This is a genomic window from Kutzneria buriramensis (genome assembly GCF_003387475.1).
GTDB lineage: Bacteria > Actinomycetota > Actinomycetes > Mycobacteriales > Pseudonocardiaceae > Kutzneria > Kutzneria buriramensis.
The window spans coordinates 42,070-63,505 of record NZ_QUNO01000035.1 but is presented as its reverse complement, the minus strand read 5'-3'; the positions used below and the strand labels follow the sequence as shown (position 1 = coordinate 63,505).

Below are 21,436 nucleotides of genomic sequence, written 5' to 3'. Positions count from 1 at the left end.
CGGCCGCAGCCACCAAGCTCGGGGCGTTGGGTTACGCGCGCCCGATGACGACCCGAACGTGGTCCCATTGCCCACCACACCGAACCGGATCAAGCGCAGGCAGCGCCTCGGAGGACTGCTCAACGAGTACCAACCCGCCGCCTAAAACCCCCAGCTCACAGCCAGTGACAGGGTTTTCGACTAGGACAGGCCGCCCAACCGAGATCCTCGTCGTCCTCCAGCGAGCAGTACAGCACGTGGACCTGGAGCACCCACCAGGCGCACACCGAGCTGATCGCATGACCACTACCGAAACGCGGGTGTGGTCAGGACGGCGTGCTCCCCAGATGCTCCCCGCAACGCAAAACGGCTGATCAACGAAGATCGTTGATCAGCCGTCTGACCAGCTAAAACATGCTGGTGGGCGATACTGGGATTGAACCAGTGACCCCTACCGTGTCAAGGTAGTGCTCTCCCACTGAGCTAATCGCCCGAGGCGGAGACGGGAATCGAACCCGTGTACAGGGCTTTGCAGGCCCTTGCCTAAGCCACTCGGCCACTCCGCCGTTTTCCCGGATGGTACTCCGAGAACTTCGACCCGAATGACGAGGGGCCGTTACCCGAGCGGACGACGAGACTCGAACTCGCGACCCTCACCTTGGCAAGGTGATGCGCTACCAACTGCGCTACGTCCGCATGCGACTTCGGGAGTGGATCTCCGTTGGTGAACCCCGCGGTTCAACTTCCGGTTGTGATCCGTCCTCCGTGGTGCTGGTGAAACCTTATCCGATGGCCCCGCTCTGGATCAAATCGGGGGTCGGTTGACGGCATCGCCGCAGGTCATGGGCGGTGTCGGCGAGATCAGCTCATGTCGTTGGAGATCAGGTGGGTGAGCGCCTGGTCGACGTTGACCCAGAGGTGTTCGTTGCCCGGCACGACCACGTCGTAGGTTCTGTCGAGGAAATCGGCGAGCTCCTCGGAGGCGGCCTCGAAGGTGGCGTGCCCGGACGGCGAGTTCAGCTCGATCACCACGACCTCGGGGTCGTCGGTGGCCGGCTTGATCCGGACGTCGCCGTCCCCGGCCTCGGCGATCAGGCCGTCGGCGAGCAGGTCGCGGGCGTAGACCCACTCGACCCAGCCGGCGCGCCCGGTGCGGAAGGCGGCGACCACGGCGTACGGGTCGCGGGTGTCGTAGCGGAGCTCCACCTGCACGGGCACCGCGGGAGTGCGCGGGGCGAGCAGGTCGAACACCGCGGTAGAGCGGAGCGTCACGTGGTCGTTGCGCATCGTCGTTACCCTTCTGCTCCCTTCCCGGCCAGGAAACGACCGAGCTCCTCAGTTGTGACGCCGAAGTGAGGAACACCGCTCGCGGAGGGGACCTACTTCACCCGTCCGGGCCAGGGTTGTGTCCCTGGGCGACCGGCTGACTACACTCCGTCACGCCTGCTCTTCGGCGATCCCCATCTTGCTGGGTTTAACCTGAACCCGGTACCGCATGTTGCGCGAATGTTGGACGTGAGGATTTCCGTGGTGGCTGACGCGCCCGTCCCACCGGCCAGGTCCGCCGCGGCCGGCCCGTCCGACGCAGAGCTGCTCCGCCGGGTCGCCGGCGGCGACCCGTCGGCCTTCGCCGACCTCTACGACCGGTACTGCCGCCAGGCCTACTCGCTGGCTCGCCGGGTGTGCGTGGACGCTGAGTTCGCCGAGGACGTCGTGCAGGAGGCGTTCCTCGCGGTGTGGCGAACACCCGGCCGCTTCGACCCTGGCCGCGGCACCTTCGCCAGTTGGCTGCTCACGCTGGTGCACCACCGGGCCGTCGACGCCGTGCGGCGGGAAGCCGTGCAGCGCAGGCGGACGGTGCCCGGCGTCGACGAGGTCGCCGAACGGCTCGTGCCGCCCGGTCCCGGCGCCGACGACCAGGCGCTGGTCGGCGTCGTCGGCGGCCAGGTGCGGGAGGCGCTCGGGCGGCTGCCCGACGAGCAGCGCGAGGTGATCGCGCTCGCCTACTTCGGTGGCTACACCCAGTGCGAGGTGTCCGCGCTGACCGGGCTGCCACTCGGCACCGTCAAGTCGCGCACCTTCGCCGGGATCAGACGGCTGCGTGGCCTGCTGTCGTCGCTGCTGGGCGACGTCGACGGGGCTGCCGGCAGGCGGACGGGGGTGCAGCGGTGAACGCCGCGCGAGGAGACGGGCGCTGCCCGAACGAGGAACTGGCCGTCGGCTTTGCGCTGCGCGCGCTGGAGCCCGACGACGACCACGTGCTGCGCGCGCACCTGCCTTCCTGTGCGGTGTGCCAGGAGATCGTGCGATCCACCGAACAGGTCACCGCGCTGCTGGGCGGATCGGTGTCACAGGAGGAACCGCCCGCACGCCTGCGTCAGAAGGTGCTCCGCGCCGTCGCACGCACACCGCAGGAGGCGTACGAGCCGCTGCCATTCCGACTCGGCTCCGCGCTGTCCGAGGCGCCTGGCCGGTCCGCCGAGATCGTCCAGCTGCCGCGACCCCGCAACCGGGTCATGCGGCTGTCCGCCGCCGCAGTCGTCCTGCTGCTTGCCGTCGCCGTCGGCGTGCTCGGCTGGCAGGTCAACCGGCTCGACGGGCAGCAGCAGACCCAGGCGCAGGTTCTCTCCGTGCTCAGCGACCCCACCATGCACCGGACCGTGCTGCGCGGGACCGACGGCCAGGAGGCCGCCGTGCTGCTCTCGTCGCCCCAGTCCGCCGCCGTCGTGCCGCTCGGGCTGCGCCCCAACAACGCCGCCGACCAGATCTACGTCGTCTGGGGTCTCAGCACCGGGACGCCCATCGCCCTCAGCTCATTCGACGTCGGCAGCGCCGCCGCCCAGCTGCTCAGCTGGAACAGCGCCGCCGCCCAGCACCAGAAGTTCGCCATCTCCCTCGAACCCGGCCGGGCGCTGCCCGCCAAGCCCTCCGACGTCGTCGCCAGTGGTCAGGTGACCAGCTGAGCCCGCTCCGCACCGTCCGCCGCGTCGGCATCGCCCTGGGTGGCGGCGCCGTGCTGGCGCTCGGCATCGTGCTCATCCCGTATCCCGGGCCCGGGTGGCTCGTCGTCTTCGCCGGGCTCGCCATTCTCGCCACCGAATTCGCCTGGGCCGGCCGCGTACTGGCCTTCGCCCGGGCCCGCTACGACCAGTGGACCGCCTGGCTTCGCCGCCAGCCCCTGCCGCTCCGGCTGCTCGTGCTCGCCGCCACCGGCCTCGTCGTCCTCGCCACCCTCTGGCTGCTCGGCGTGTTCTCCCTGGTCGCGGGCTGGTTCGGCATCCACGACCCCCGCATCGACCCCCCGTTTTCGCGTCTGACGGGGTGATGTTGTAAGGTACTGACATCACCGCGAGAGCGGAGAACAACTCCAAAGGGCGATTAGCTCAGGGGGAGAGCGCTTCGTTCACACCGAAGAGGTCACTGGTTCGATCCCAGTATCGCCCACATTGCATGAAAGGCCCCTGATCAGCATGGTCAGGGGCCTTTCGCGTTGCATGGCATGCCGGAAACGCCCGGATTCCTTGGCCCTGGTAGTCAAAACGGTAGCTAATGGGCCGTCGGCACGGTCAGGCCGACTTGTCCGGCGGCGCCGGCAGGAACAGACCACCGATCGACTCGGCCGCCTCCTGATCAAGATCAGGGACGTCGGCCGAGTACTGATCGAGCGTGAACGCCACAGTGGCGTGACCGAGCCGCGTGCTGACGATTTTCGGATGGACCTTGGCCCGCAGGGCGATCGTCGCGTAGCTGTGCCGAACGTCGTGCAGCCGGATCCGTGGCAGCCCTGCAAGGTCCACCAGACGGTTGAACTGCTCCGTGATCGTGTCGGGGTAGATCGGGCGCCCGTCTTCCCAGCAGAACACCAGGCCGTGATCCTGGTAGCTGCGCCCCCACGCTCGTCGTTCGTCTTCAACTTGGGCGAGGTGGTTCCGCAGCACGCTGACCGTGTACTGGTCCAGTGCGATCTGGCGGCGGCTCCGCTCGCTCTTGCCGCCGCTGTCGCTGACCTTGCCTCCGGCGACCACCCGTGTCGTGGTCATCCGCACGCTGGCCGCGTCCAGATCGAGCGCGGACAGCGTCAAGCCGCACAGCTCGGACCGCCGCATGCCGGTTGAGGCCACCAGGACCCACAGCCCGTAGAGGCGCTCGGCGCTAGCCAGTTCCAGGAACCGCGATACCTGGTCGGCGGTCCAAGTGTTGTGCGCACCGCGAGGAACCCTCGGCGGCTTCACACCAAACATCGGGTTGACCGAGATGTACTTCCACACCTTGGCCGTGGCCATCGCTGGTCCCAACATGATGTGCACGCTCTTGACCGTCTTCGCCGACAGCCCGGGAGTAGGTTCGTCTGGCACACGGCCAACCTCGTAACGCCTGATCGCTCGCCGGGCCGCCGTGATGTGCACACCGACCGCCTCAGCGAGTTCGCGCGGCCGCACCTCCCGCTTTGCCGTCAGCGCCACGCGCCACAGCTGGTACATCGCCCAGTTCGTGTCGTTCTTGCGCTTCCCCTCGGTCAACAGCTTGTCGTACAGGGCGGCGATCACTGGCGGGGTGATTTCCTGCATGGGCCGCTTGCCGATCCACGGCAGCACGTACGCCTTGGCGTATGCCGCGTAGTTCGCGGCTGTGGCCGCCTCCGCGGTGTTCTTGACGTACGGCAGCCAAGCGTCGAAGAAATCCTTCACCGTGCGTTTGCTCGGCTTGACGTAGGTCTCGGCGGCGACTTCGGCGCGTGCCTCCAGCATCGCGGCCCATGCCTCTTCGTCGCTGCCGAAGCCGCTTTTGCTGATCTTGGGCTTCTCACCGGTGAGCGGGTCCGGGGAACCGTAGAACGAGTACGCCCACTTGTTGCCGCGTTGGAACACGCTGCCGGGGATGGTCTTGCGGCTGTTCTTCTTGCGGGGGCTCATGCGGCGGGGTTCTCCTGAGTGCGGTCGGTGGCTAGGAAGTTGGTCAGCTGTGCGCGCACCACGTACACGCGGCCGCCGATGCGCTTTGTCGGCAGCTCGCCGCTGTTCGCGTAGCGGTAGGCCGAGGATCGGCTCAGTCCCAGGACCTTGGCGGCGTCCGGAATGGACATCAGCGCCGGTGAGTCGGCGACGGCCTGCGGCAGGACCGGCGCCGGTTCCGGAGCGGCCGGCGGTGAAGCGAGCAACTGCGCGAGTGCAGTGGCGAGCGCGATGACGTTGGCTTGCTGATCAGACACGTCAGTCACCCTTCGGTTACGCCGCAACGGGTCGCGGGATGCGGCCGGCGGTGGTTGCACAGTCGACGCACTCGCCGGAACACGGCGGGGTGCGGGGGATGCGGTAGCCGACGTCGCGTCGGCAGGTTGAGCAGGTTCGCCACGCCTGGTTGGCGTTGTCGATCGAGTCGAGCTGGGCGGGGCTGGGCACTCGCTTGTCGACGGTCAGGTGGACGTCGTACAGCCACGCGCGCAGCGGCCGGTCCGGATGCCGCTTGCGGCAGCGGAGCATCTGCGCCACCGGCGGGTGTCCGGGCGACAGGCCGGCGTCGCGGATCTGGCGGCGGGTGATCAGGTGTATCGGCGCCTTGCCCCACGGGTAGGTGGGGACCGGGTGTCGTTCGCCGGCGGGGTCGTCGCAGTCGAGTTCGGTCCGCCAAGCGCGGGTCAGGGGTTCGGGCACGCAGAGTCACCTCCCGGAGGGCTGGGGGCGGGGGTCTGCCGCAGAAACCGCAGAAACCGCAAAAACCCGGGCGTGAGCCTGTCTGTGCAGGTCGCGGGCTTGTGGGGTGATCATGGGCTGCTGCCGCAATATTGCCGCAAAAATGCCGCAGAAATACCCGGCCAGGGTCTGCTCGCGGTGCCATGCCGTCGGCGTGCTCACTCGGCGTGACTTCGACCGGCTTGGCGTCCGGCGGCATGGCGCTCCGTGGGGTATTTCTGCGGCATTTTTGCGGCTTTTCTGCGGCATCCGGGCGTGATCACGCCGCAGCACGCTGACCAGCCCAAACAAGGGTGCTGGTGGGGTTTTGCGGTTTCTGCGGTTTCTGCGGCAGGGTCAGGGGTGCCGGTGGGCGGGGTGGACCAGGTAGGTCGGCGAGGGTGCCCGGCCGCGTTGCCCGGTGCGGTCGGGGTCCGGTAGCCGCCGGACGTGGCCGTGTTCTTCCAGCACCGCGAGGGCGGGGGCGAGGTCGCCGACCTTGCGGAACTGGGCGCGGCTGATCCCGGTGAACAGTTCTCGCACGGTGAAGCGTTCGGGGCGGACCTTGGCGAGCCAGTCGAGCACGTGCTGGGCGCCGCGGATCGTGGCGTCGGTGCCGAGCTGGTCGAACACGGCCAGGGCGTGGGCGGCGAAGTAGGCGCCGAGCCGCCGTGCGGCCGCGAACGTGTCGGCCTCGATCGGCCGGGTCCAGGGTTCCCGCGGGTGGGCGGCGACGTGGATCAGGCCGGCCAGGCGTGCGGTCTGGCCGGCGACTTTGCCGCCCCAGTCGCCGATGTGGGACCAGGCGCCGGTGACGGGGTGCAGGCGGGGTTCGATCTCGTCTTGCAGTGCGGCCATGGCGTCGTCGGCGTCGGGGGTGAAGACCAGGCGGGCGGGGTCGGTCCAGTCCACCAGGGTGTGCACCAACGCCCGTAGTCGCTGGTCGTACTCGACGGCCACCTGTTCGGGGACCGGGGCGGGGCGGGCGATGCGGCCGCCCACGGTGTTCACGGGCAGCGAGTACAGGAATCGGGCCAGCAGGCCGGTGCCGCGAAACAGCGAAGTCTTGCCCAGCTCTTCCAGGATGGCGGGTTGGGTGGTCAGGCCGATGGTGAGGGTGGTCGTTTCGATGTACTCGGGTGGGCGGCCGCCGCGGTCGACGCGGTGGGTGTCGCCGCTGTAGCCCTTGAGGAACACGTCCAGGTTCGGCGAACCGCTGTAGCGGCCGGCCAGCGTCCCGAACAGGCCGCCCTCGGCGGAGAGGATCGCGAGCCGGCCGCCGTGTTGGGCCAGCAGGGTCGCTGTCTGTTCGGGGGTGATGTCGTCGGCCAGCAGCCGCGGCTCGACCGGGACGTCGACCTGGGCGGCCTGGAGCGCGGCGTCGACGGCCTCGGCCATGGCGTTGTCCTGGTCGGCGCCGAGGGTTTTGTGTGCGCGGGCCTCGGCCTGCTCCATGAGGGCCTCGGCGGTGCGGCGGGTGATGCGGGCCTGCTCGATCGCGGGGCGGGCGACCTCGACCAGTTCCCGCTCGACCGCGGCGATCGGGCGGGTCATGGCCCGGAACACGGGACTTTTGCGGGCCGAGGGCGGGAGCACGACCACGGTGTAGATGTTGGTGGGTTCCTCCCAGCCGGGCCGGATCTCGACCACCGACCGGCCGCCGGCCGCGGTCGACAGGGCCGCGAGTGCGATGCAGCCGGCGAGGTCGGGCGGGGTCTGGGTGAACTCGGCGACCGCGGCGACCATGTCGGCCACCCAGCCGGGGAGGGCGTCGACCGGGAACGGGGGGAGGGTGCGGGCGCCGATCAGTGGGAGCGGGGGCTCCCAGACCTCGACCTGTTCGGCGGGCGGTGGAATGTCGTCGTAGGGGGGCACCGCCCGGAGGTGGGCGGGTCCGGCGTGTGGTGCTGTGCTCATGCCGGCGCTGCCTTTCGCGAGGGGTGCACGCATGTGGTGCGGGAGGGGCGATGGCCGGCGCCGCCACGGTGCGGGCGACGCCGGCGCCGGGGGTCACGCGGCGACGGGAACCGATGCCGGTGTCGGGACGGTGTCCAGCAGCCAGTGCAGGGCGGCGACGGCTTGTCGGGGGACGACGCCGTTGCCCAGTACGCGGCGTTTGTCGTCGTCGGTCAGGCCGGGCACGTCGGTGACCCAGCCGTCGGGCAGGCCCATCAACCACTCCATGAACACCGGGTTCAGGCGGGGGCGTCCGGACCGTCCTGGAACAGCGGGAGCGGGAGCGGGTCGTCCGAGGGCGTGTTCCCAACGTCGGATCGCCGGCGCGTACCGGCCCCAGTCGATCCCGATGTCGTCGGCTCGGTCGCGGTGAGCAGCCGGTGGATGGTCTCGTCCAGCGGGCGGCCGGTGGTGGTGCGGTAGTCCGTGCCGGGTACGCCTCGTCCGGAGCCGTCGCGTGCGGTCGGCGTGGGCAGCAACGAACCCAGGATCGCCTGTGGGCCAGGCGATGCCGATGATCCGGAATCGTCGGTGGGCGGTGCCCAGGTCGGAAGCGGGTAGGCCGACCCAGCTCGCGTCGTACCCGAGGTCGGCCAGATCTCCGAGTACGGCTCCCAGTGCCCGAAGAGGCCGGGATCGGGACGGGTCCAGCCCGTCCCGTCCCACCGGGCGAACGGCGTTGGCACTGAGCAGCCCCCTGACGTTCTCGAACACGACCAGCTGCGGGCGCAGGCGGTCGATGGCGTGGGCGGTGTGGAACCACAGGCCGCTGCTGGTGTCGGGGGTGAGCCCGGCCTGTTTGCCGGCCGAGGACACGTCGGTGCAGGGGAACCCGGTGGTGGCGATCGTGACCTGCGCGACGGTCGACCAGTCAACGGTCCGGATGTCCCCGAGGTTGGGTGTGTAGGGGCAGCGGATGGTCAGCAGCTGGGTGACGGCCGGGTCGTTGTCGCAGTGCCACGCCGGCGTGGTGCCGAACACCTGAGTGACGGCCATGTCCAGCGCGCCGGTCCCGGTGAACAACGACCCGTGCCGCGGTTTTGCCTTGTTGAGCTCAGCGGCAGCGGTCACGCTGCCCTGCCGGGGGTGAGGCGACGTGCCTTGCTGCCGCCGAGCTTGAGGCCGGACCGGATGGTGGCGTCGACCTCGGCCTGGGTGCAGCGGCAGGCGCCGGTCACCAACGGCTGGGCGGCATGCTGCAACAAGGATTCGGCTTCTGCGTGGTCGAGTTCGCCGCCCGCGACCAGTTGGCCGAGGGTCAGGGCGGCCTGAAAGAGGGTCTTGTTGTGACGGCCTGACGGGGCCGCACGGACTTTGTCCTGCTCACCGGTGACTATCGCGTGCAGCAGCCGGTTCGGGTTGGTGACGGGCTTGTCGTTTCGCCCTGGGGTGGCCGTGGGCGGCTTGGGAGACAGGGCCTGGACCAACCAGGCGGGCAACTCGGCCGGGTCGGCCTCGTCGACCAGTTCATATCCGCCGTTCGGCAGGGTCGAGCCGGCGGCGACGACGTAGCCGCCGTGTCCGCGGGTGTCGAGCAGCCAGCCGAGGGTGCCGATCGTCGACCGCAAGCGGAGCCCGGCGGGCTGCCGGTAGACCAGGTGCAGCCCACCGGACGGGGTGGCGACCATGTAGGTGGCGGGCAGGTCGCCGCGGGCGCGGCGTGCGAGTTCGCCCAGCACGCCGAGCCCGTCGTCAATTCCGATCATGTTGAAGCCGTCCGGTCCGACCTTGCCGTCGGCGGCGACGTCGCAATCGACGACCAGCAGGTTGGACGGTCCGCAGGCCACGCCGATGTTGTGGTGCGGGCGGGTCGTCCAGAACTCGGCGGCGTGGCTGCGGTCGAGGGTGGCCCGGTTCTCCCAGTCGGTGATCGCGGGGACCTTGCTGTTGGGTTTGAGCGGGAAGACCGCGAATCCGCGGTCGATCAGGTCGAGCACGGCGCCGACCCGGGCGGCCTGGGTCGGGGACAGCGCGGTCATGGCGTCACCACCAGGTGCTGTCGTAGTTGGGCGTGTGGTCGTGGGCGCAGGCCGGGCACAGCCAGTGCCGGCCGTGCTGGCGCCAGCCGAGCTCGGTCGAGGTGGCGGCGAGGAACTCGCGGTCGGTGGTGGGGCGTTCGATCCAGTCGCCCTCGCCGGCGAACCAGCCGCCGACGGCGGGCTGGTCGTGGTGGCACAGCGGCGCGGCGCACACCAGCCGCCAGGACAGGTCTCGGTCTCGCGAGACGGTGATCGTGCCGATCAGTGGGTCGGCGAACGGGTCGTCGTGGATCAGGTCCAGCCAGCCGACGACACCGCGCCAGGTGGTCCAGGCCGGGCCGAAGTCGAGGGCGGAGATCCAGCCGTCCTCGCCGTCGGCGACGTCGATGCCGTTCAGTCGCCACAGCGGCGGGCAGGCTTGCCAGCTCGGTCGCGCCCACCACAGCGGAACGCCGCACTGCCAGGCCTCGGTGGCCGCGATGGTGACGTGCAGGATGGCGGCCCGGAGGCGCGGTCGGGTGGGTTGGGCGGCGACCGGGTCGGTCCAGTCGATGCCGTGCTGGCCGAGCTGGTCGGCGACCTCCCGGGCGTAGACCAGCGGCAGCGCGGTGTACGGGACGACCATGCTGGACGCGGCGTGCACGACCACGAAGCGGCCGGTCCACCGGTTGCCCTGCCAGTCGGGCGCCAGGACCAGGCCCGGGGTCGCGATGGGTTCGGCGGGCAGGTCGAGCGTGTGATCCCCGCGGCGGGTGGTGACCGGGACCCAACCGGGCGCGGGCGTGACGGTGCGAGTCATGTGCTGCTCCCCAGGTGGATGGGTTAGGAGGCGTCGGGCGGCAGGAAGCCGCGCGCGGCCAGCACGGGCGCCAGCCGCTCGATCCGCGACCAGTGCCGCCGGACCAGCCGCCGGGCGTCGGCGACGGCCTCGGCGCGGTCGACGTCGCGGAACAGCGGCTTGCGGCGCAGGTCGCGGTAGGCGACACGGTCGTGGACGTCCTCGCCGACCAGGTGCGTCAGGCCGTGCCGGTCGCACCACCGGTGGCCGGCCGCGACGCCGGCGAACACGCCGACCAGCACCGCGTGGGCCTGGGCGGCGTCGCGGGGCGGGTCGACGTCGGCCTGCACGTAGCCCTCGGCTCGGATGCGCGAGCCGAACAGGCGGACCTCGATGATCTTGACGTCGGCGAGTTGGAAGGCGATCAGGTGGCCGACCTCGTGGGCGGCGACGATCGGCCGGACGTCCTCCACGTCCGCGCGGTTCCGGGACATCAGGCGCTCTCCCCGGCCTCGCCGACCGTCGGGACCGGGCGCAGCCGAACGAGCCGCCCGGCGCGCTTGGCCGCGTACATCGCGGCGTCCGCCCCGGCCAGCAGCCCCGACAGCGATACCCGGTGTGTGGGCGCGGTGTAGGCGCCGACGCTGGCGGTCACGGTCAGCACCAGGCCGTCGACGTGCACCGGGGCGGCCAAGGCGGCGGCGACCTCGGCGGCGCGCTGTTTGGCGATCCGCTCGGCCGCCTGGCCGTCCGGCAGCGGGCCGAGCCAGAGGGCGAACTCGTCGCCGTGCAGCCGAACCGGGACCTCGCCGGGCTCGGCGGCCTCGGCGAGCCGCTCGGCCAGCTCGATCAGCACGGCGGTGCCGGTGGGGTGGCCGTGGGTGTCGTTGATCTGCTTGAACCGGTCCAGGTCCAGCAGCAACAGGCCGGCCGAGCCGTGCCGGCGGCGGCCGGCGTGGCCGGCGAGTCGGCGCAGGGCGGCGCGGTTGGCCAGGCCGGTGGTGGCGTCGGTGTGCAGGCGGTGGTGCAGCAGCGCGGCGTAACCGGTCGTGCTGGTCGCGGCGAGGGTGGTTGTGCTGATCAGGGCGGCCGCGAGGGTGGTGTCCATGGCGGTGACCTCTCGGTGAGGCGACGACGTGGGCGACGGACGCGACAGCGGAGACGACCCGGTGATGTGGGCCGCCTCCGCTGTCGGGGGGCTGGTGGTGCGGGGACCTGTGCTAGAACGGCGGTTCGTCGGCGAACCCGCTGCTGCCGGTGGCGGCACCGACCGGCGCGGGCGCACGCGTGGCCCACGAGTCCTCGCCGGCCGGGCCGGCGTTGCGGGTGACCTTGCGGACCTCGACGTTGGCCCACTTGAGGCTGGCGCCGACCTCGGTGACGTCCAGCTCCATCGCGTAGCGCTTCTCGCCGTCCTTCTCGTAACTGCGCTGGCGCAACGAACCGGTGACCAGCACGCGCTGGCCGCGCTTGAGGGACTCGGCGACGTGCTCGGCGGCGTCGCGCCAGATCGAGCAGCGCACGAAGGTGGCCTCGCCGTCCTCCCACTTGCCGGTCTGGCGGTTGAGGGTGCGGGGGTTGCAGGCCACGGTGAAGTTCGCGACCGCGATCGCGCTTTGGGTATAGCGCAGTTCGGGGTCGGCGGTGAGCGTGCCGGCCATCGTGACCTCAGGCAATCCGACCATGACGAGTTTCCTTTCGAGTGGCGGTGCGGGAATGGAGCGGCCAGCGCTGGCTCAGAACGTGAGCCCGGCGCACTTCCTGGAGCGGGCGAGGTCGGCGGCGGCGCTGGTGGCCTCGGCTATCGCGCTGCGCGCGTCGATGACCTGGTGCTGGGCGCGGGTGAGGTGGCTGGACATGACGTCGGCGTGCTCCGCGGCGACCTCGTTGGCCGTCGGGTTGTCGCCGTTGACGGTCTGGCGGAGGCGGACCGCCAAGCCCTGGGCGGCCCAGGCCAGCCGGTCGGTGACCCGGGTCAGCAGCTCCAGGCCCGCGGCCAGTTCCTTGGGGGTCGTCGCCGACGGGTTGTCGATGCAGCGGATGACGGTGGACATCGCGGTGAGGGCGTCCTGCGTGGCGTCCACGAGTTTCGACACAACGGGTCCTTCCACTGGTGGGGTGTGGTGCGGACGGGGTGGCGCGGTCAGAACGTGAAGGCGGTGCCGCGGACGGCGGCCACGAGGTCGCCGAGCTCGCCGTGGACGTCCTTGAACGCGTCGCGGGTGATGCCGGCCTCGGTCTCGGCCTGGCGCAAGTGGTCGACGACGCTGCGGGTGATGTCCACGACCTGCTCGGTCGCGGTCGGGTTGCCGCCGTGGGCGGTCAGCCGGCTCTCGTGGGCCAGGCGGCGGGCGACGATCCGCAGGTGGTCGGCGACCTCGATCAGTTTGCTCATGCCCTCGGCGGCGGCCTGCGGGCTCAGTGGCGTGCCGGTGACGGCGCGGGCGGCGGCGTCCATGGCCTGGGCGGCGTCGAACGTGGCGTCGGTGAACAGCGACGACGTCATGAGTTCTCCCCATCGGCGTCGGACGTGATCACGACCGCGGTGCTCTCGGTGATGACGACCGTTGTCGGGTCCAGTGCGATCAGCGGCGTGCCCGGGTCGTCGGCGTCAACGAAGAACGCGGGCTGCCCGCCCCACACCGGGATGAACACGATTCCTTCGGCCGTGATGAAGTACAGCGACCCGCCGTCCCGCACCACCTCGATCTCGGTCACCGTCACGCGCGGCATGAGCGCGCCGGATGCGCCGAGAAACAGTTCGACCGCGGACGTGCCGAGGTCGTGGTTGTCGAATCGGGTGAAGATCAGACGACCGTCGGGGTGCTGGAACAGGTGCTGCTGGAATGCGGCCACAGCTCGGCCTTTCTTTCGCGCGGACGGCAAGGCGCTGCCTTGCCGCGGATGTGGGTCAGGCGGAGCGGGTGTCAGTCGTCGTGCGGCAGGTCCATGTCTGAGCGGACCTGGCACAACGAGCCGACGTGGACGTGCACCGCCCGCAGACGCTGGGCGGCCACGCCGAGGGCCTCGCGGGCCTTCTCGATCGCCCGGTCCTGGGCCTGGGCGAACCGGGCGGCCTCCGGGGGCAGGGTGCGGCGGGCGTGGCGGTTGGCCTGCTGGATCAGCTCGGCCCACCAGCTCAGGGACTCCAGACAGGCCGCGGCGTGGTCGAACGAGTGCCACTGCTCGCAGCAGGGCGTGGTCAACCCGCCGCCCACCGCCTCGCGGGCGTGGGTCGTGGCGCCGGCGGCGCGGGAGATGGCGGCGGTGCTGGTGTCGGTCATGAGCAGGCCTCTCGTCACAGTGAGGCGCTGGGGGTGTCAGGCGGTCAGGGCGGCGAGGGTGAGCAGCACGGTTGCGGCGGCGGTGCCGATCAGCAGCGCCCGGCGCAGGCGCGTGACCCAGGCCAACGCGACGGACTCGGCCACCAGCCGGCCCGCCAGCGACGCCGGGTGCCCGACCGCAGTGCGCGCGAGGTCGGCGTACACCGCGCTGGCCGGGGCCTTGGCGAACAGCGCCCATCGGCTGAATCCGGCGGCGGGGTCGGTGGGCTGCTGGGCGGCGCCGAGCAGCCCGGCCACCAGCGCGCCGCCCGCGGTGAGCGCGGCGGCGTCCAGGATCAGCCGCACCGCCAGGCCCGGCTGGGTCTGGGCCAGCACGATCGCGGCGGCCAGCAGCACCGCCGGCACCGGCAGCATGCCGACCAGCCGCCGTTGGGTGCGGGTGGCCTGCTCGTCGACCTGCTCGACCGCGGTGCGCAGTCGGGCCTGGATGACCGGGTGTGACCCGTCGGCCAGGCCGCCCGCTGGCTGGTCGCCGTCGTCGTGCTGGTCGTAGGGCGGCAGGGTCGGGTCGACCACCGACACGGCCGCCGACGGGCCGCCGGCCACGGTCACGTACTCCATGGGAGACACTGCACAACCTCCATTTGGTTACACTGGGTAGTTGAATATGGGCGAGCAAGGTCGGTCCGGCGTTCGTCAGGCGATCGTCAGACCGTTGTTAGAACAGTGTTATGAATGAGTTTTCGCGCGCGCACGTGCGCGCGCACGCATTGACCCGGGGAATGGACGGGTGTGACGTCACGTCACGTCAGATGACGTCACACCCGCGCGTGTGTCACGCTGCGTTACGCGCGCGGAACGCATACACGATCGCCTTGCCGTCCACGCCGGCCTCGGTGAGCGTGCCGTCCAGCACGAGCTGGCCCAGCTGACCGGACAGCCACGACCGGCCCCGGCCGAACGCCTGCTCCGGATCCGGCAGGTCCCGCACCGTGATCGTGGTACGGCCGGACGCGGCCAGCTGCTCGATCATCTCCGCCAGCAACTCCCGCGCCTGGGTCGGGCTGAGTCGGTCCTGCGGCAACGGCATGTCGGGGTCGTTGGGGAGCTCGGTGTCGGCGGTGACGTCCAGGTCCGGCTCGTGCGTGGCCGGCAGCGGCACCAACGTGTCAACCTCCTCCTCATCCAGGTCGTCGACCATCTCGTCGAACGCCACGTCGTCGTCCTCCTCCCAGGCCTCATCGGACTCGGTGACCGAGCTCCCGCCGGTCGCCGAGGTGGCAGTGGCGGGCATGCCGTCGACCTCGCCGGGCCGGATCGGCAACCCGAGCGCGGTCGCGGTGATCGGGTGCAGCGCGGCCCGGTACGGCTTGCCGGCCTCGATATCGGCCGCCAGCTGGGCGTCGGTGGCGGCGAAGGTGCGGCCCGCGACGGCGAAACGTTCTTCCGGGATGCCGGGGCCGACCAGGTAGTTGCAGCCCGGCCGGCGGTTCTTCCACCGGTCCGGCCGCGCCCCGGCGTCGATGACCTGCTCGTCCAGGGTGTAGGCGGCGTCTTCCAACTCGTTCACGCCGAAGCACCACACCGCGCCCAGCTGGGACCGGGTGTCGGTGGACATCTGCCGGAAGCTGGCCTTTTGCAGCGACAACACGACGCTGATGCCGGCCGAGCGGGCTTCCTGCACGATCCGGGTGACGGTCGTGGCGTCTTCGAGCACCCGCGGCGCTTCCTCGATCCACAGCACCACGTAGGGCATGCCGTAGCGCTCGAACGCCTCCGGGGTCCACTGGTGGGTGGCGTTGCGGTGCGTGCGCTTGTCGCCGGGCAGGAACAGCAGTTGCGGCTCGTTGTCCTCGTACAGCCCGACCCGCAGACCCTGCATGATGCTGCCGCCCGGCGCGGAGGGGCCTTGCCAGGGCTGGGGGTGGCGCAGCACGTCTTGGGGGACGATCGTCAACGTGCCTCGGGCCTGGTCGTCGGGGTCCTCGGTGACCCGCACGGCCCCCTTGTGCAGGTGCAGCAGCCGGCCCATCGTGTCGGCCTGGGCCTGCACGTCAGCGACGCTGGTCTCCGCCGAGGTCAGCTGCAACGGGGCGGTCACCTTGTTCGGGCCGACCTCGATCTCCCCCGCCCGCACCCCAGCGAGCTTGACCTTCTCGAACAACCCGTCACCGCCGGCCTCGTTCGACTTGCGCAGCAGGCGGCGGATGTTCCAGCTCAGGGCGACGGTGGCGCCGCCCAGCGCCCACAGTTGCAGCACCGGCGTGACGGTCGCGCCGGTGATGGTCGCGGTGGTCAGCCACGCGGCGATCAGGCCGGTGGTGGCGGTGGCGTGCCGGCGGGTCAGCACCGACCGCGCCTTCGAGCACATCCAGGTCAGGGCGGTCAGCCCGGTGCCCAGCAGCGTCTCGCCGGTGGACACCCACGGCAACGCGGTCGCCGAGGCCAACCACAGGTGCAGGCCCTCGCCGGCCAGCCACACCGCGCCGACCCCGGCCCACTCCCCGGCATACGGGGCCAGGCGGGAGGCCCAGTAGGAGCGGGGGACGTAGTAGCCGAACTCGCTGTTGGCCTCCGTGCCCGCGAGGTCACCGCCACGGTTTCGCTTGCCTGCCACGGGTTTCTCCTTTCTCGGTGTCCTCGCGGAACAGTCGGAAGAACGATCGGTGTCAGCCGTTGAACTGGAACTCGCGGCGCTGCGGGGACCGGTCCCGGTCGCTCATCGGCTTGACGTAGTGCTGGCGGAAGCTGGCGTACACGCGGACCAGGGAGGTCGAGGCGACCTCGATCGCGTCGGCGGCGTGGTGCATGTGCCGGGCCACGAGCCGGGCCCGGACGCGGGAGTCCAGGCCGAACACGGTGGGGTTTGCCGAGGTGATGTGCTTGAGCACGGCCTGCAACTCCTCGGCGGAGATGTGCAGCTCGTTGTGCAGGGGGCGCAGCAGGTTGCGGCCCTTGTTGCAGAAATCCCTGATTGCGGTGGTCGAGAAGAACTCGGGGTCGTCGAAGAACTGCTGAGCCATCACTGGCACCTTTCGTTGCAGGACAACACGGTTCGGCCGCAACCGGCCGATGTGGAGGGTCAGTGGGCGGCGTCGCCGTTGAAGCGGCGTCGGGTCGGCTTGGGGGCCGGCAACACCACGTCGTCGGCGGGCTGGTGGCTGGCCGCGGCGATCCGCAACCGCAACCGCGCGGCCGTGATGTGGCGCTCTTGGTCGCCGGTGTGGGGGCGGTCCTCGGCTTTGCGTAACTCGGCCGCGGCGGCCAGCACGTCGTCACGTCCGCCCGGGTACTGGCGGGCGACCTCGGCGGCGTCCAGGTAGACCTCGGCGATGGTGATATCGCTGGCGGCCATGAACCTCTTGTTGAGCAGCAAGCGGGCCTGCTCCAGCATCTGCTCGACCAGGCTCGGCGTGGCGGTCGTGGTGGTCACGTGTCCCTCCAGTGGTGGCGGGCGGGTGGTCGGAGTCGAGTCGACGACCACCCGCCCGGGCATGTGGCGACGGTTGGCGGGCGGCTGGCGGTGCCGGTGGTGGGGTTGGTGTGGGCGGCCGCCAGCCGCGCGGCAACCGTGCGGGAAGGTGTGCGAGATGGCCCGGAATGCGGGCGGGAGTCAGCGCGGCTGGTCGTCGATCGGGGCCGGGCTGGTGTCGGCCTGGCGGTCGGTGGTGGTGGGCTGGTGGCGGCTGGCGGTCGAGCCCGCCAGCATGGCGAAACCGCAGATGGTCATCAGGCCGTCGATCACGAGTGGACCAACGCCTGCGCCGAGAACGGTGTAGCCCCAGGCTGTCAAGACTTCGTTGATGTGGCCGTAGGAGATGACGGCGGAGCCGAGGGCGACGGTGCCGGCGCCGCCGAACCGCGCGACCGTCCACATGGCACCCTTGGGCCAGCGGACGCGGGACAGGGCTTCCACGGAAAGCAGCAGGCCCAGCGGCCACACGGCCGCGCCGATCTCGGCCACCACGCTGGGCGCCCAGCCGGCCGGGGCGTGTTCCGGAGGGATCCGGGCGGCCAGCACGTTGGCCGCGATGGAGACTGCGGCGCCGAACAGGAATCCCGCCCACGCAACGAACAACCCGCCGCGCGAGCGGTGCTCGCCTCGGGTGTCAATGCTCGGTTCGGGTGGGGATGGGGCTGGCGCCAGCGGTCCGCCAGCCTCTCCAGCCGCCGCCAGCCCACCCTCGGCGCCGTTCGAGGCGGCGACCGGCGCCGAGGGGTCCAGTGCGGTGCCCGTGGGCGGGACGGTGGCCGATCCGGGGGCGCTGGCGGGTTCGGCGGGCGGGGTGGCGGTGCTGGTGGCCTGCTCGGCCTCCAACGCCTCCAACGCCCGCCGGATCGCCCAGTCCGACGCCCCGGTCAGCTTGGTCAGGGTCGGTCGGCCCGGGGGCTGCTCGCCGTTCTGGCGGGCGGTGTCGAGGTGCTGGCGGACTTGGTCCACCAGCGCGCCGTTCGTCGTGGGCATGCTCACCGCCCCCTCCGCGAACGGCGGCGGTAGTCGTCCTCGGTGGCCGGGCCGGCGATGACGATCGTGCCGCGGCCCAGGGTGCGCAGCGAGGCCCGCAGCCGCAGCCGCCAGATCGAGAGCACGATCAGGGTGTAGATGCCGGCCAGGCCGGTCAGGACCAGGGCGACGTTCAGCGGCGCCCACAGCCAGCCGCCGGTGACCACGGCCGCGGGGATGAGCAGCATCCGGATTAGGTCGAACAGCACGACGAACGGCCAGGCCAGGAACGAGCGGACCTTCACGGGTCGCTCCCTTCGGTGTCGGTGAGGTGGTGCTGGGCGGTGAGCTGTTCGGCGCGGATGCGGGCCCGCTCGGCGAGCTCGGTGGCCAGTGGTGCTTGCGGGCCGCAGGCCTGGGCGAACGCGGCGAGCCGGGCGGCCTTGCGGCGGAGGTAGGCCACGTGCTGCTCGGCGGGCGCGTCGTAGCGCGGGCTGGTGGTCAGCAGCTCGATCACGAGGTCCTGCAACGGGTTCGGCGTGTCCATCAGGCCGCCGCGGCGGTGTGCAGGCCGGTCAGGGCGTCCAGGTCCAGCTGGAACGTGGGCTGCCGGGTGATGCCCAGCAGGTGGCGCAGGCCCTCGGCGTCGGCGTCGGTGGCGATCCAGGACACCGTGATCGGGTGGTCGCCGAGGTGGCCGGCCAGCGTGACGTGCACGTAGTCATAGCCGCTGCTGCTGGGCTGGGCGGTCAGCGTGGTGTCGGCGAGCGAGTCCGCCCACCGGCGCAGCGTGGCGGCCAGCCCGCGGGTGGCGTCCTTCACGCTGATGTTGAACTCGCCGTAGCTGATCCGCACGCCGGTGACCGACTCGGCCAGGTCGTGCCGGTCGACGTGGGCGGTCAGGGCGCGGAGCAGGGTGATCGTGTCGCGGTTCATCGGGATACCTCCGTCAGGCGCAGGTCGAGGGCGTGCTGGTGGGCGCGAACGGACTGCTCGGCGTAGCTGGCGGCCTCGGGGTCGGCGCTGTCGGCGAGGCGGGCGAGCAGGGCGGCCTTGCGGTCGTACCAATCGGCAACCTCACGGCCGGTGGCGTCCGGTCCGGGCCGGGTCGAGGCCAGCAGCTGCATCTGGGCGAGCAGCGGCAGCGGCAGCGGGCAGGTGAGCGTGGGGGACACTGGTGGGGCTCCGTTCCGGTGTGTTCGGGGTTGCTCAGTCCCCGGTCGGGCGGCGCGTTCGTGGAAGTTCGGACCGCCCGACCGGGGTCAGCGCACCCGCCGGCCGTCGATGTAGATCTCGGGGCCGTCCTGGTCGTCGCTGCTGTTGATCACGATCGGGCCGTTGATGTGGGCGGCCTGGATGCCGCCGAAGTCACCGCCGTCGACCATCGTGGTGACCTCGTTGTCGTTGCTGACCTGCGTGATCCGGAAGCGGCTCATGAGCGGTGGCCTTTCGTGAGGGCGAGGATGACGGTGACGGCGGTGGCGACCCAGCCGAGCAAGCGGTGGGCGGAGCGGTCCATCTCGTTCCAGGCGGTGCCGGCGCCGTGCTGCTCGGCGGCGCCGTCGGGCTGGCGGACCACGGTCACGCTGGCCAGGTACTCCGAGCGCCCGGCCAGCGCGGCCAGGCGGGTCAGGGTGGGGCCGCGGTCGAGCAGCCAGTGCGTGCCGGCGGTGATCGCCGCCCCGGCCAGCACCGCGGACGGCGGCAGGCGGTAGCCGAGCATCCGGGTCACCGCGGTCGCGGCGGCGATCTGACCGGCGGTGTAGACGGCGACGTGCGCGGTGCAGGCCCGCCGGCCCAGCTGGGAAGCGGTCAGGGTCGGCTGGCCGGCCCGGTCGTCCGGCTCGGCGCCGACCGGGACGCCGTCGCGGTAGACGCGCTGGTCGCCGTGGCGGCGCTTGTTGCACGCCATCCACGAGGTCTGAAACCAGTGGTCCAGCGACTCGTGGAACAGATCGAACGTGGTGCCCAGGGCACCGAACAGGCCCAGACCGCGAGCGGTGTTGTCGGTCATCACGCCGCCTCCGCCTCGACCTCGACCACCGGCAGGAACGCCGGGTGCAGCGTGTGCACGTTGTCGGCGGCGGCCTGCTGCTGGCGGCGGGCGATACGGGCGTCGCGGGCCTTGCGGGCGCTGCCGTCGACCAGGGCGGTGGTGGGCTCGGGGCCGAGCTGGCGCACCGCGGCCAGCTGAGCGGACAGCCGTGGGTGGCTGATCAGGTAGGCGAACTCGGGGTCGAGCGGGGTCAGCATCAGGTTGGCCTGGTCCAGGTCCACCGAGCCGTTCTCGGCGGTGAACTCGGCGTCGGTGACGGGCAGGTACGGGGTGGTCATCGCGGTACTCCCAGGTAGCTGGTGGAACGGGTGACGGGCTGGTCAGTGGGTGGCGGTCGGCAGCACGCCGGGGCGGACGGGCAGCGGGGCGCGGCGGCGCGGGCGCAGCCGGCGGGGCAGTCGCGTGGCCTCCGCCGTGGCGGCGGTCGGGGCGGGCTGCTGGGTGGGGGCGGTGCGGGCGGCGGTGCGGTGGTCGCGGCGCTCGCGGGCCTCGCCGGCGGCGACCGAGCTGGTCAGGCCGGAACCGGCCAGAGTGCTGTGGCCGGCGCGGACCGCGTCGACGACGGCGGTCAGTTGGTCGAGGTCCACGCGTTCGGTGGGGACGTATGACGTCGACATGGAAGCCTCCGAGTGGAAGCGAGCGACAAGAGGATTGGAGCGATGGGGCGTTTGCGGTCGCCGTCCGGGTAGGTGGGGCTTTACGCAGGTCAGGAGGTGTGGGGAAGGGGTGTAGGCCCCGGGGGAGGTTGGTCTGCACTCCCTCGGCCTACTCACGTTTTACGACCGCCGTACTGATTCGAGATGCGGTCGCTGGGGGCGACGTGCAGCCACCCGAAGGTGGCTTGCGGCGCTTTTCTTCAGTTCTCAAAGAACAGTGACGCAGCCTGTTTTGGGCGTGCGTCACCCACAGATGTCGACGTGGGATTGGACTGCTGGTTTTCCAGCGGCCTGGGAGATGCCCGGACAATTCGTTGCCCCGGGTACCCGGCCGGAACGCTGGGTACTGCGAGTTACAGCACGGCGTCGCCGTGTCCTTCGCAGGCGGTGACAGCGCCGGTACCGAGCTCCGGACTGGCCTCACGAGCCGGGGGCGGCCAGACGATTTGCTTCTGCATCGACGCTCCCTGCTTCGTCTAGGGGGGTTCTACCTGCAACTTCCCTCGTTGGCTACTACAGAACACCACGGTAAACCGGCTGCGTCAACCCCTCTAAACCAACTTTTTAGTGGGGTATCAACCTGTCGTACGTCGCTGGGGGTAGGCAGGCGTGGGTGTTGCAGGGGGGTGTAGCCA

At 71.0% G+C, this 21,436-nt stretch carries 31 protein-coding genes and 4 tRNA genes; 4 read left to right on the top strand and 31 right to left on the bottom strand.

Annotation, left to right across the window (positions count from 1 at the left end; all coding sequences use genetic code 11):
- Positions 1-397: 397 nt before the first annotated feature.
- The 4 genes from BCF44_RS52415 to BCF44_RS52400 form a co-directional block, all read right to left on the bottom strand.
- Positions 398-472, bottom strand: a tRNA-Val gene (locus BCF44_RS52415).
- A gap of 1 nt (position 473) precedes the next feature.
- Positions 474-545: transfer RNA gene (locus BCF44_RS52410), tRNA-Cys, on the bottom strand.
- 57 nt (positions 546-602) lie between these two features.
- Positions 603-675, bottom strand: a tRNA-Gly gene (locus BCF44_RS52405).
- A 165-nt stretch (positions 676-840) separates the two neighbouring features.
- Positions 841-1,266, bottom strand: coding sequence for an SsgA family sporulation/cell division regulator (locus BCF44_RS52400; RefSeq protein ID WP_043716771.1), 426 nt, complete (start codon positions 1,264-1,266; stop codon positions 841-843).
- A gap of 243 nt (positions 1,267-1,509) precedes the next feature.
- On the opposite strand from BCF44_RS52400, the gene BCF44_RS52395 reads away from it, so the two are divergent.
- The 4 genes from BCF44_RS52395 to BCF44_RS52380 all read left to right on the top strand — a co-directional run bounded on the left by BCF44_RS52395 (position 1,510) and on the right by BCF44_RS52380 (position 3,423).
- Entirely contained in the window at positions 1,510-2,151 is a 642-nt protein-coding gene (locus BCF44_RS52395; protein ID WP_246016309.1) for a sigma-70 family RNA polymerase sigma factor, read from the top strand.
- Positions 2,148-2,942, top strand: a complete 795-nt coding sequence (locus tag BCF44_RS52390) for an anti-sigma factor (RefSeq protein ID WP_170218236.1) — start codon at positions 2,148-2,150, stop codon at positions 2,940-2,942. The genes BCF44_RS52395 and BCF44_RS52390 overlap by 4 nt, the downstream gene beginning before the upstream one ends.
- Positions 2,831-3,304 (top strand): TIGR02611 family protein, encoded by a 474-nt coding sequence (locus BCF44_RS52385; RefSeq protein ID WP_116182107.1) that lies wholly within the window; start codon positions 2,831-2,833, stop codon positions 3,302-3,304. Before BCF44_RS52390 ends, BCF44_RS52385 begins: the two co-directional genes overlap by 112 nt.
- A gap of 47 nt (positions 3,305-3,351) precedes the next feature.
- A tRNA-Val gene (locus tag BCF44_RS52380) sits at positions 3,352-3,423 on the top strand.
- 122 nt (positions 3,424-3,545) lie between these two features.
- Here BCF44_RS52380 and BCF44_RS52375 read toward each other — a convergent pair.
- From BCF44_RS52375 to BCF44_RS52250, 27 genes are all read right to left on the bottom strand, one after another.
- Positions 3,546-4,892, bottom strand: a complete 1,347-nt coding sequence (locus BCF44_RS52375; RefSeq protein WP_116182099.1) for a site-specific integrase — start codon at positions 4,890-4,892, stop codon at positions 3,546-3,548.
- Positions 4,889-5,188 carry a helix-turn-helix domain-containing protein gene (locus BCF44_RS58355; protein WP_246016308.1) on the bottom strand — a complete coding sequence of 100 codons (300 nt, stop codon included), beginning with the start codon at positions 5,186-5,188 and terminating at the stop codon, positions 4,889-4,891. The genes BCF44_RS52375 and BCF44_RS58355 overlap by 4 nt, the downstream gene beginning before the upstream one ends.
- 16 nt (positions 5,189-5,204) lie before the next feature.
- Positions 5,205-5,630 carry an RRQRL motif-containing zinc-binding protein gene (locus BCF44_RS52365; protein ID WP_211353668.1) on the bottom strand — a complete coding sequence of 142 codons (426 nt, stop codon included), beginning with the start codon at positions 5,628-5,630 and terminating at the stop codon, positions 5,205-5,207.
- Between the two features lie 375 nt (positions 5,631-6,005).
- Positions 6,006-7,565, bottom strand: a complete 1,560-nt coding sequence (locus BCF44_RS52360) for a YfjI family protein (RefSeq protein WP_116182098.1) — start codon at positions 7,563-7,565, stop codon at positions 6,006-6,008.
- A gap of 93 nt (positions 7,566-7,658) precedes the next feature.
- Positions 7,659-8,675: a DNA cytosine methyltransferase gene (locus BCF44_RS52355; protein WP_211353667.1), complete on the bottom strand. Its 1,017-nt coding sequence runs from the start codon at positions 8,673-8,675 to the stop codon at positions 7,659-7,661.
- Positions 8,672-9,583, bottom strand: coding sequence for a bifunctional DNA primase/polymerase (locus BCF44_RS52350; RefSeq protein WP_116182097.1), 912 nt, complete (start codon positions 9,581-9,583; stop codon positions 8,672-8,674). The genes BCF44_RS52355 and BCF44_RS52350 overlap by 4 nt, the downstream gene beginning before the upstream one ends.
- 4 nt (positions 9,584-9,587) lie before the next feature.
- Complete coding sequence (locus tag BCF44_RS52345) at positions 9,588-10,382, bottom strand: hypothetical protein (RefSeq protein WP_116182096.1); 795 nt, start codon at positions 10,380-10,382, stop codon at positions 9,588-9,590.
- 23 nt (positions 10,383-10,405) lie between these two features.
- Positions 10,406-10,855: a hypothetical protein gene (locus BCF44_RS52340; RefSeq protein ID WP_116182095.1), complete on the bottom strand. Its 450-nt coding sequence runs from the start codon at positions 10,853-10,855 to the stop codon at positions 10,406-10,408.
- Positions 10,855-11,469, bottom strand: coding sequence for a diguanylate cyclase domain-containing protein (locus tag BCF44_RS52335; protein ID WP_116182094.1), 615 nt, complete (start codon positions 11,467-11,469; stop codon positions 10,855-10,857). The genes BCF44_RS52340 and BCF44_RS52335 overlap by 1 nt, the downstream gene beginning before the upstream one ends.
- A 112-nt stretch (positions 11,470-11,581) precedes the next feature.
- Positions 11,582-12,046, bottom strand: coding sequence for a single-stranded DNA-binding protein (gene ssb, locus BCF44_RS52330; RefSeq protein ID WP_211353666.1), 465 nt, complete (start codon positions 12,044-12,046; stop codon positions 11,582-11,584).
- Between the two features lie 51 nt (positions 12,047-12,097).
- Positions 12,098-12,457, bottom strand: a complete 360-nt coding sequence (locus BCF44_RS52325; protein ID WP_116182093.1) for a hypothetical protein — start codon at positions 12,455-12,457, stop codon at positions 12,098-12,100.
- 47 nt (positions 12,458-12,504) lie between these two features.
- Positions 12,505-12,867 (bottom strand): hypothetical protein, encoded by a 363-nt coding sequence (locus tag BCF44_RS52320; protein ID WP_116182092.1) that lies wholly within the window; start codon positions 12,865-12,867, stop codon positions 12,505-12,507.
- Positions 12,864-13,217: a hypothetical protein gene (locus BCF44_RS56340; RefSeq protein WP_170218235.1), complete on the bottom strand. Its 354-nt coding sequence runs from the start codon at positions 13,215-13,217 to the stop codon at positions 12,864-12,866. The genes BCF44_RS52320 and BCF44_RS56340 overlap by 4 nt, the downstream gene beginning before the upstream one ends.
- Before the next feature lie 71 nt (positions 13,218-13,288).
- Entirely contained in the window at positions 13,289-13,645 is a 357-nt protein-coding gene (locus BCF44_RS52315) for a hypothetical protein (protein ID WP_116182091.1), read from the bottom strand.
- Between the two features lie 36 nt (positions 13,646-13,681).
- On the bottom strand, positions 13,682-14,266 hold the full coding sequence (locus BCF44_RS52310; RefSeq protein ID WP_116182090.1) for a hypothetical protein: 585 nt from the start codon (positions 14,264-14,266) through the stop codon (positions 13,682-13,684).
- 214 nt (positions 14,267-14,480) lie between these two features.
- Positions 14,481-16,262 carry an FtsK/SpoIIIE domain-containing protein gene (locus BCF44_RS52305; protein ID WP_170218234.1) on the bottom strand — a complete coding sequence of 594 codons (1,782 nt, stop codon included), beginning with the start codon at positions 16,260-16,262 and terminating at the stop codon, positions 14,481-14,483.
- A gap of 52 nt (positions 16,263-16,314) precedes the next feature.
- The gene (gene traA, locus BCF44_RS52295; RefSeq protein WP_116182087.1) at positions 16,315-16,668 is read right to left on the bottom strand and encodes a plasmid transfer protein TraA; all 354 of its coding nucleotides are present in this window, start codon (positions 16,666-16,668) and stop codon (positions 16,315-16,317) included.
- 59 nt (positions 16,669-16,727) lie between these two features.
- Positions 16,728-17,078, bottom strand: a complete 351-nt coding sequence (locus tag BCF44_RS52290) for a hypothetical protein (protein ID WP_116182086.1) — start codon at positions 17,076-17,078, stop codon at positions 16,728-16,730.
- A gap of 180 nt (positions 17,079-17,258) precedes the next feature.
- The gene (locus BCF44_RS52285) at positions 17,259-18,110 is read right to left on the bottom strand and encodes a hypothetical protein (protein WP_116182085.1); all 852 of its coding nucleotides are present in this window, start codon (positions 18,108-18,110) and stop codon (positions 17,259-17,261) included.
- Between the two features lie 2 nt (positions 18,111-18,112).
- Positions 18,113-18,394, bottom strand: coding sequence for a hypothetical protein (locus BCF44_RS52280; RefSeq protein ID WP_116182084.1), 282 nt, complete (start codon positions 18,392-18,394; stop codon positions 18,113-18,115).
- The gene (locus BCF44_RS52275; protein ID WP_116182083.1) at positions 18,391-18,636 is read right to left on the bottom strand and encodes a hypothetical protein; all 246 of its coding nucleotides are present in this window, start codon (positions 18,634-18,636) and stop codon (positions 18,391-18,393) included. The genes BCF44_RS52280 and BCF44_RS52275 overlap by 4 nt, the downstream gene beginning before the upstream one ends.
- Positions 18,636-19,025 (bottom strand): hypothetical protein, encoded by a 390-nt coding sequence (locus tag BCF44_RS52270; RefSeq protein ID WP_116182082.1) that lies wholly within the window; start codon positions 19,023-19,025, stop codon positions 18,636-18,638. Before BCF44_RS52270 ends, BCF44_RS52275 begins: the two co-directional genes overlap by 1 nt.
- Positions 19,022-19,264 (bottom strand): hypothetical protein, encoded by a 243-nt coding sequence (locus BCF44_RS52265; RefSeq protein WP_116182081.1) that lies wholly within the window; start codon positions 19,262-19,264, stop codon positions 19,022-19,024. Before BCF44_RS52265 ends, BCF44_RS52270 begins: the two co-directional genes overlap by 4 nt.
- A gap of 87 nt (positions 19,265-19,351) precedes the next feature.
- Complete coding sequence (locus BCF44_RS56335) at positions 19,352-19,525, bottom strand: hypothetical protein (protein WP_170218233.1); 174 nt, start codon at positions 19,523-19,525, stop codon at positions 19,352-19,354.
- Positions 19,522-20,103: a hypothetical protein gene (locus BCF44_RS52260; protein WP_116182080.1), complete on the bottom strand. Its 582-nt coding sequence runs from the start codon at positions 20,101-20,103 to the stop codon at positions 19,522-19,524. The genes BCF44_RS56335 and BCF44_RS52260 overlap by 4 nt, the downstream gene beginning before the upstream one ends.
- Positions 20,103-20,423 (bottom strand): hypothetical protein, encoded by a 321-nt coding sequence (locus BCF44_RS52255; RefSeq protein ID WP_116182079.1) that lies wholly within the window; start codon positions 20,421-20,423, stop codon positions 20,103-20,105. Before BCF44_RS52255 ends, BCF44_RS52260 begins: the two co-directional genes overlap by 1 nt.
- 42 nt (positions 20,424-20,465) lie before the next feature.
- Entirely contained in the window at positions 20,466-20,762 is a 297-nt protein-coding gene (locus BCF44_RS52250; protein WP_147329028.1) for a hypothetical protein, read from the bottom strand.
- Positions 20,763-21,436: the final 674 nt, after the last annotated feature.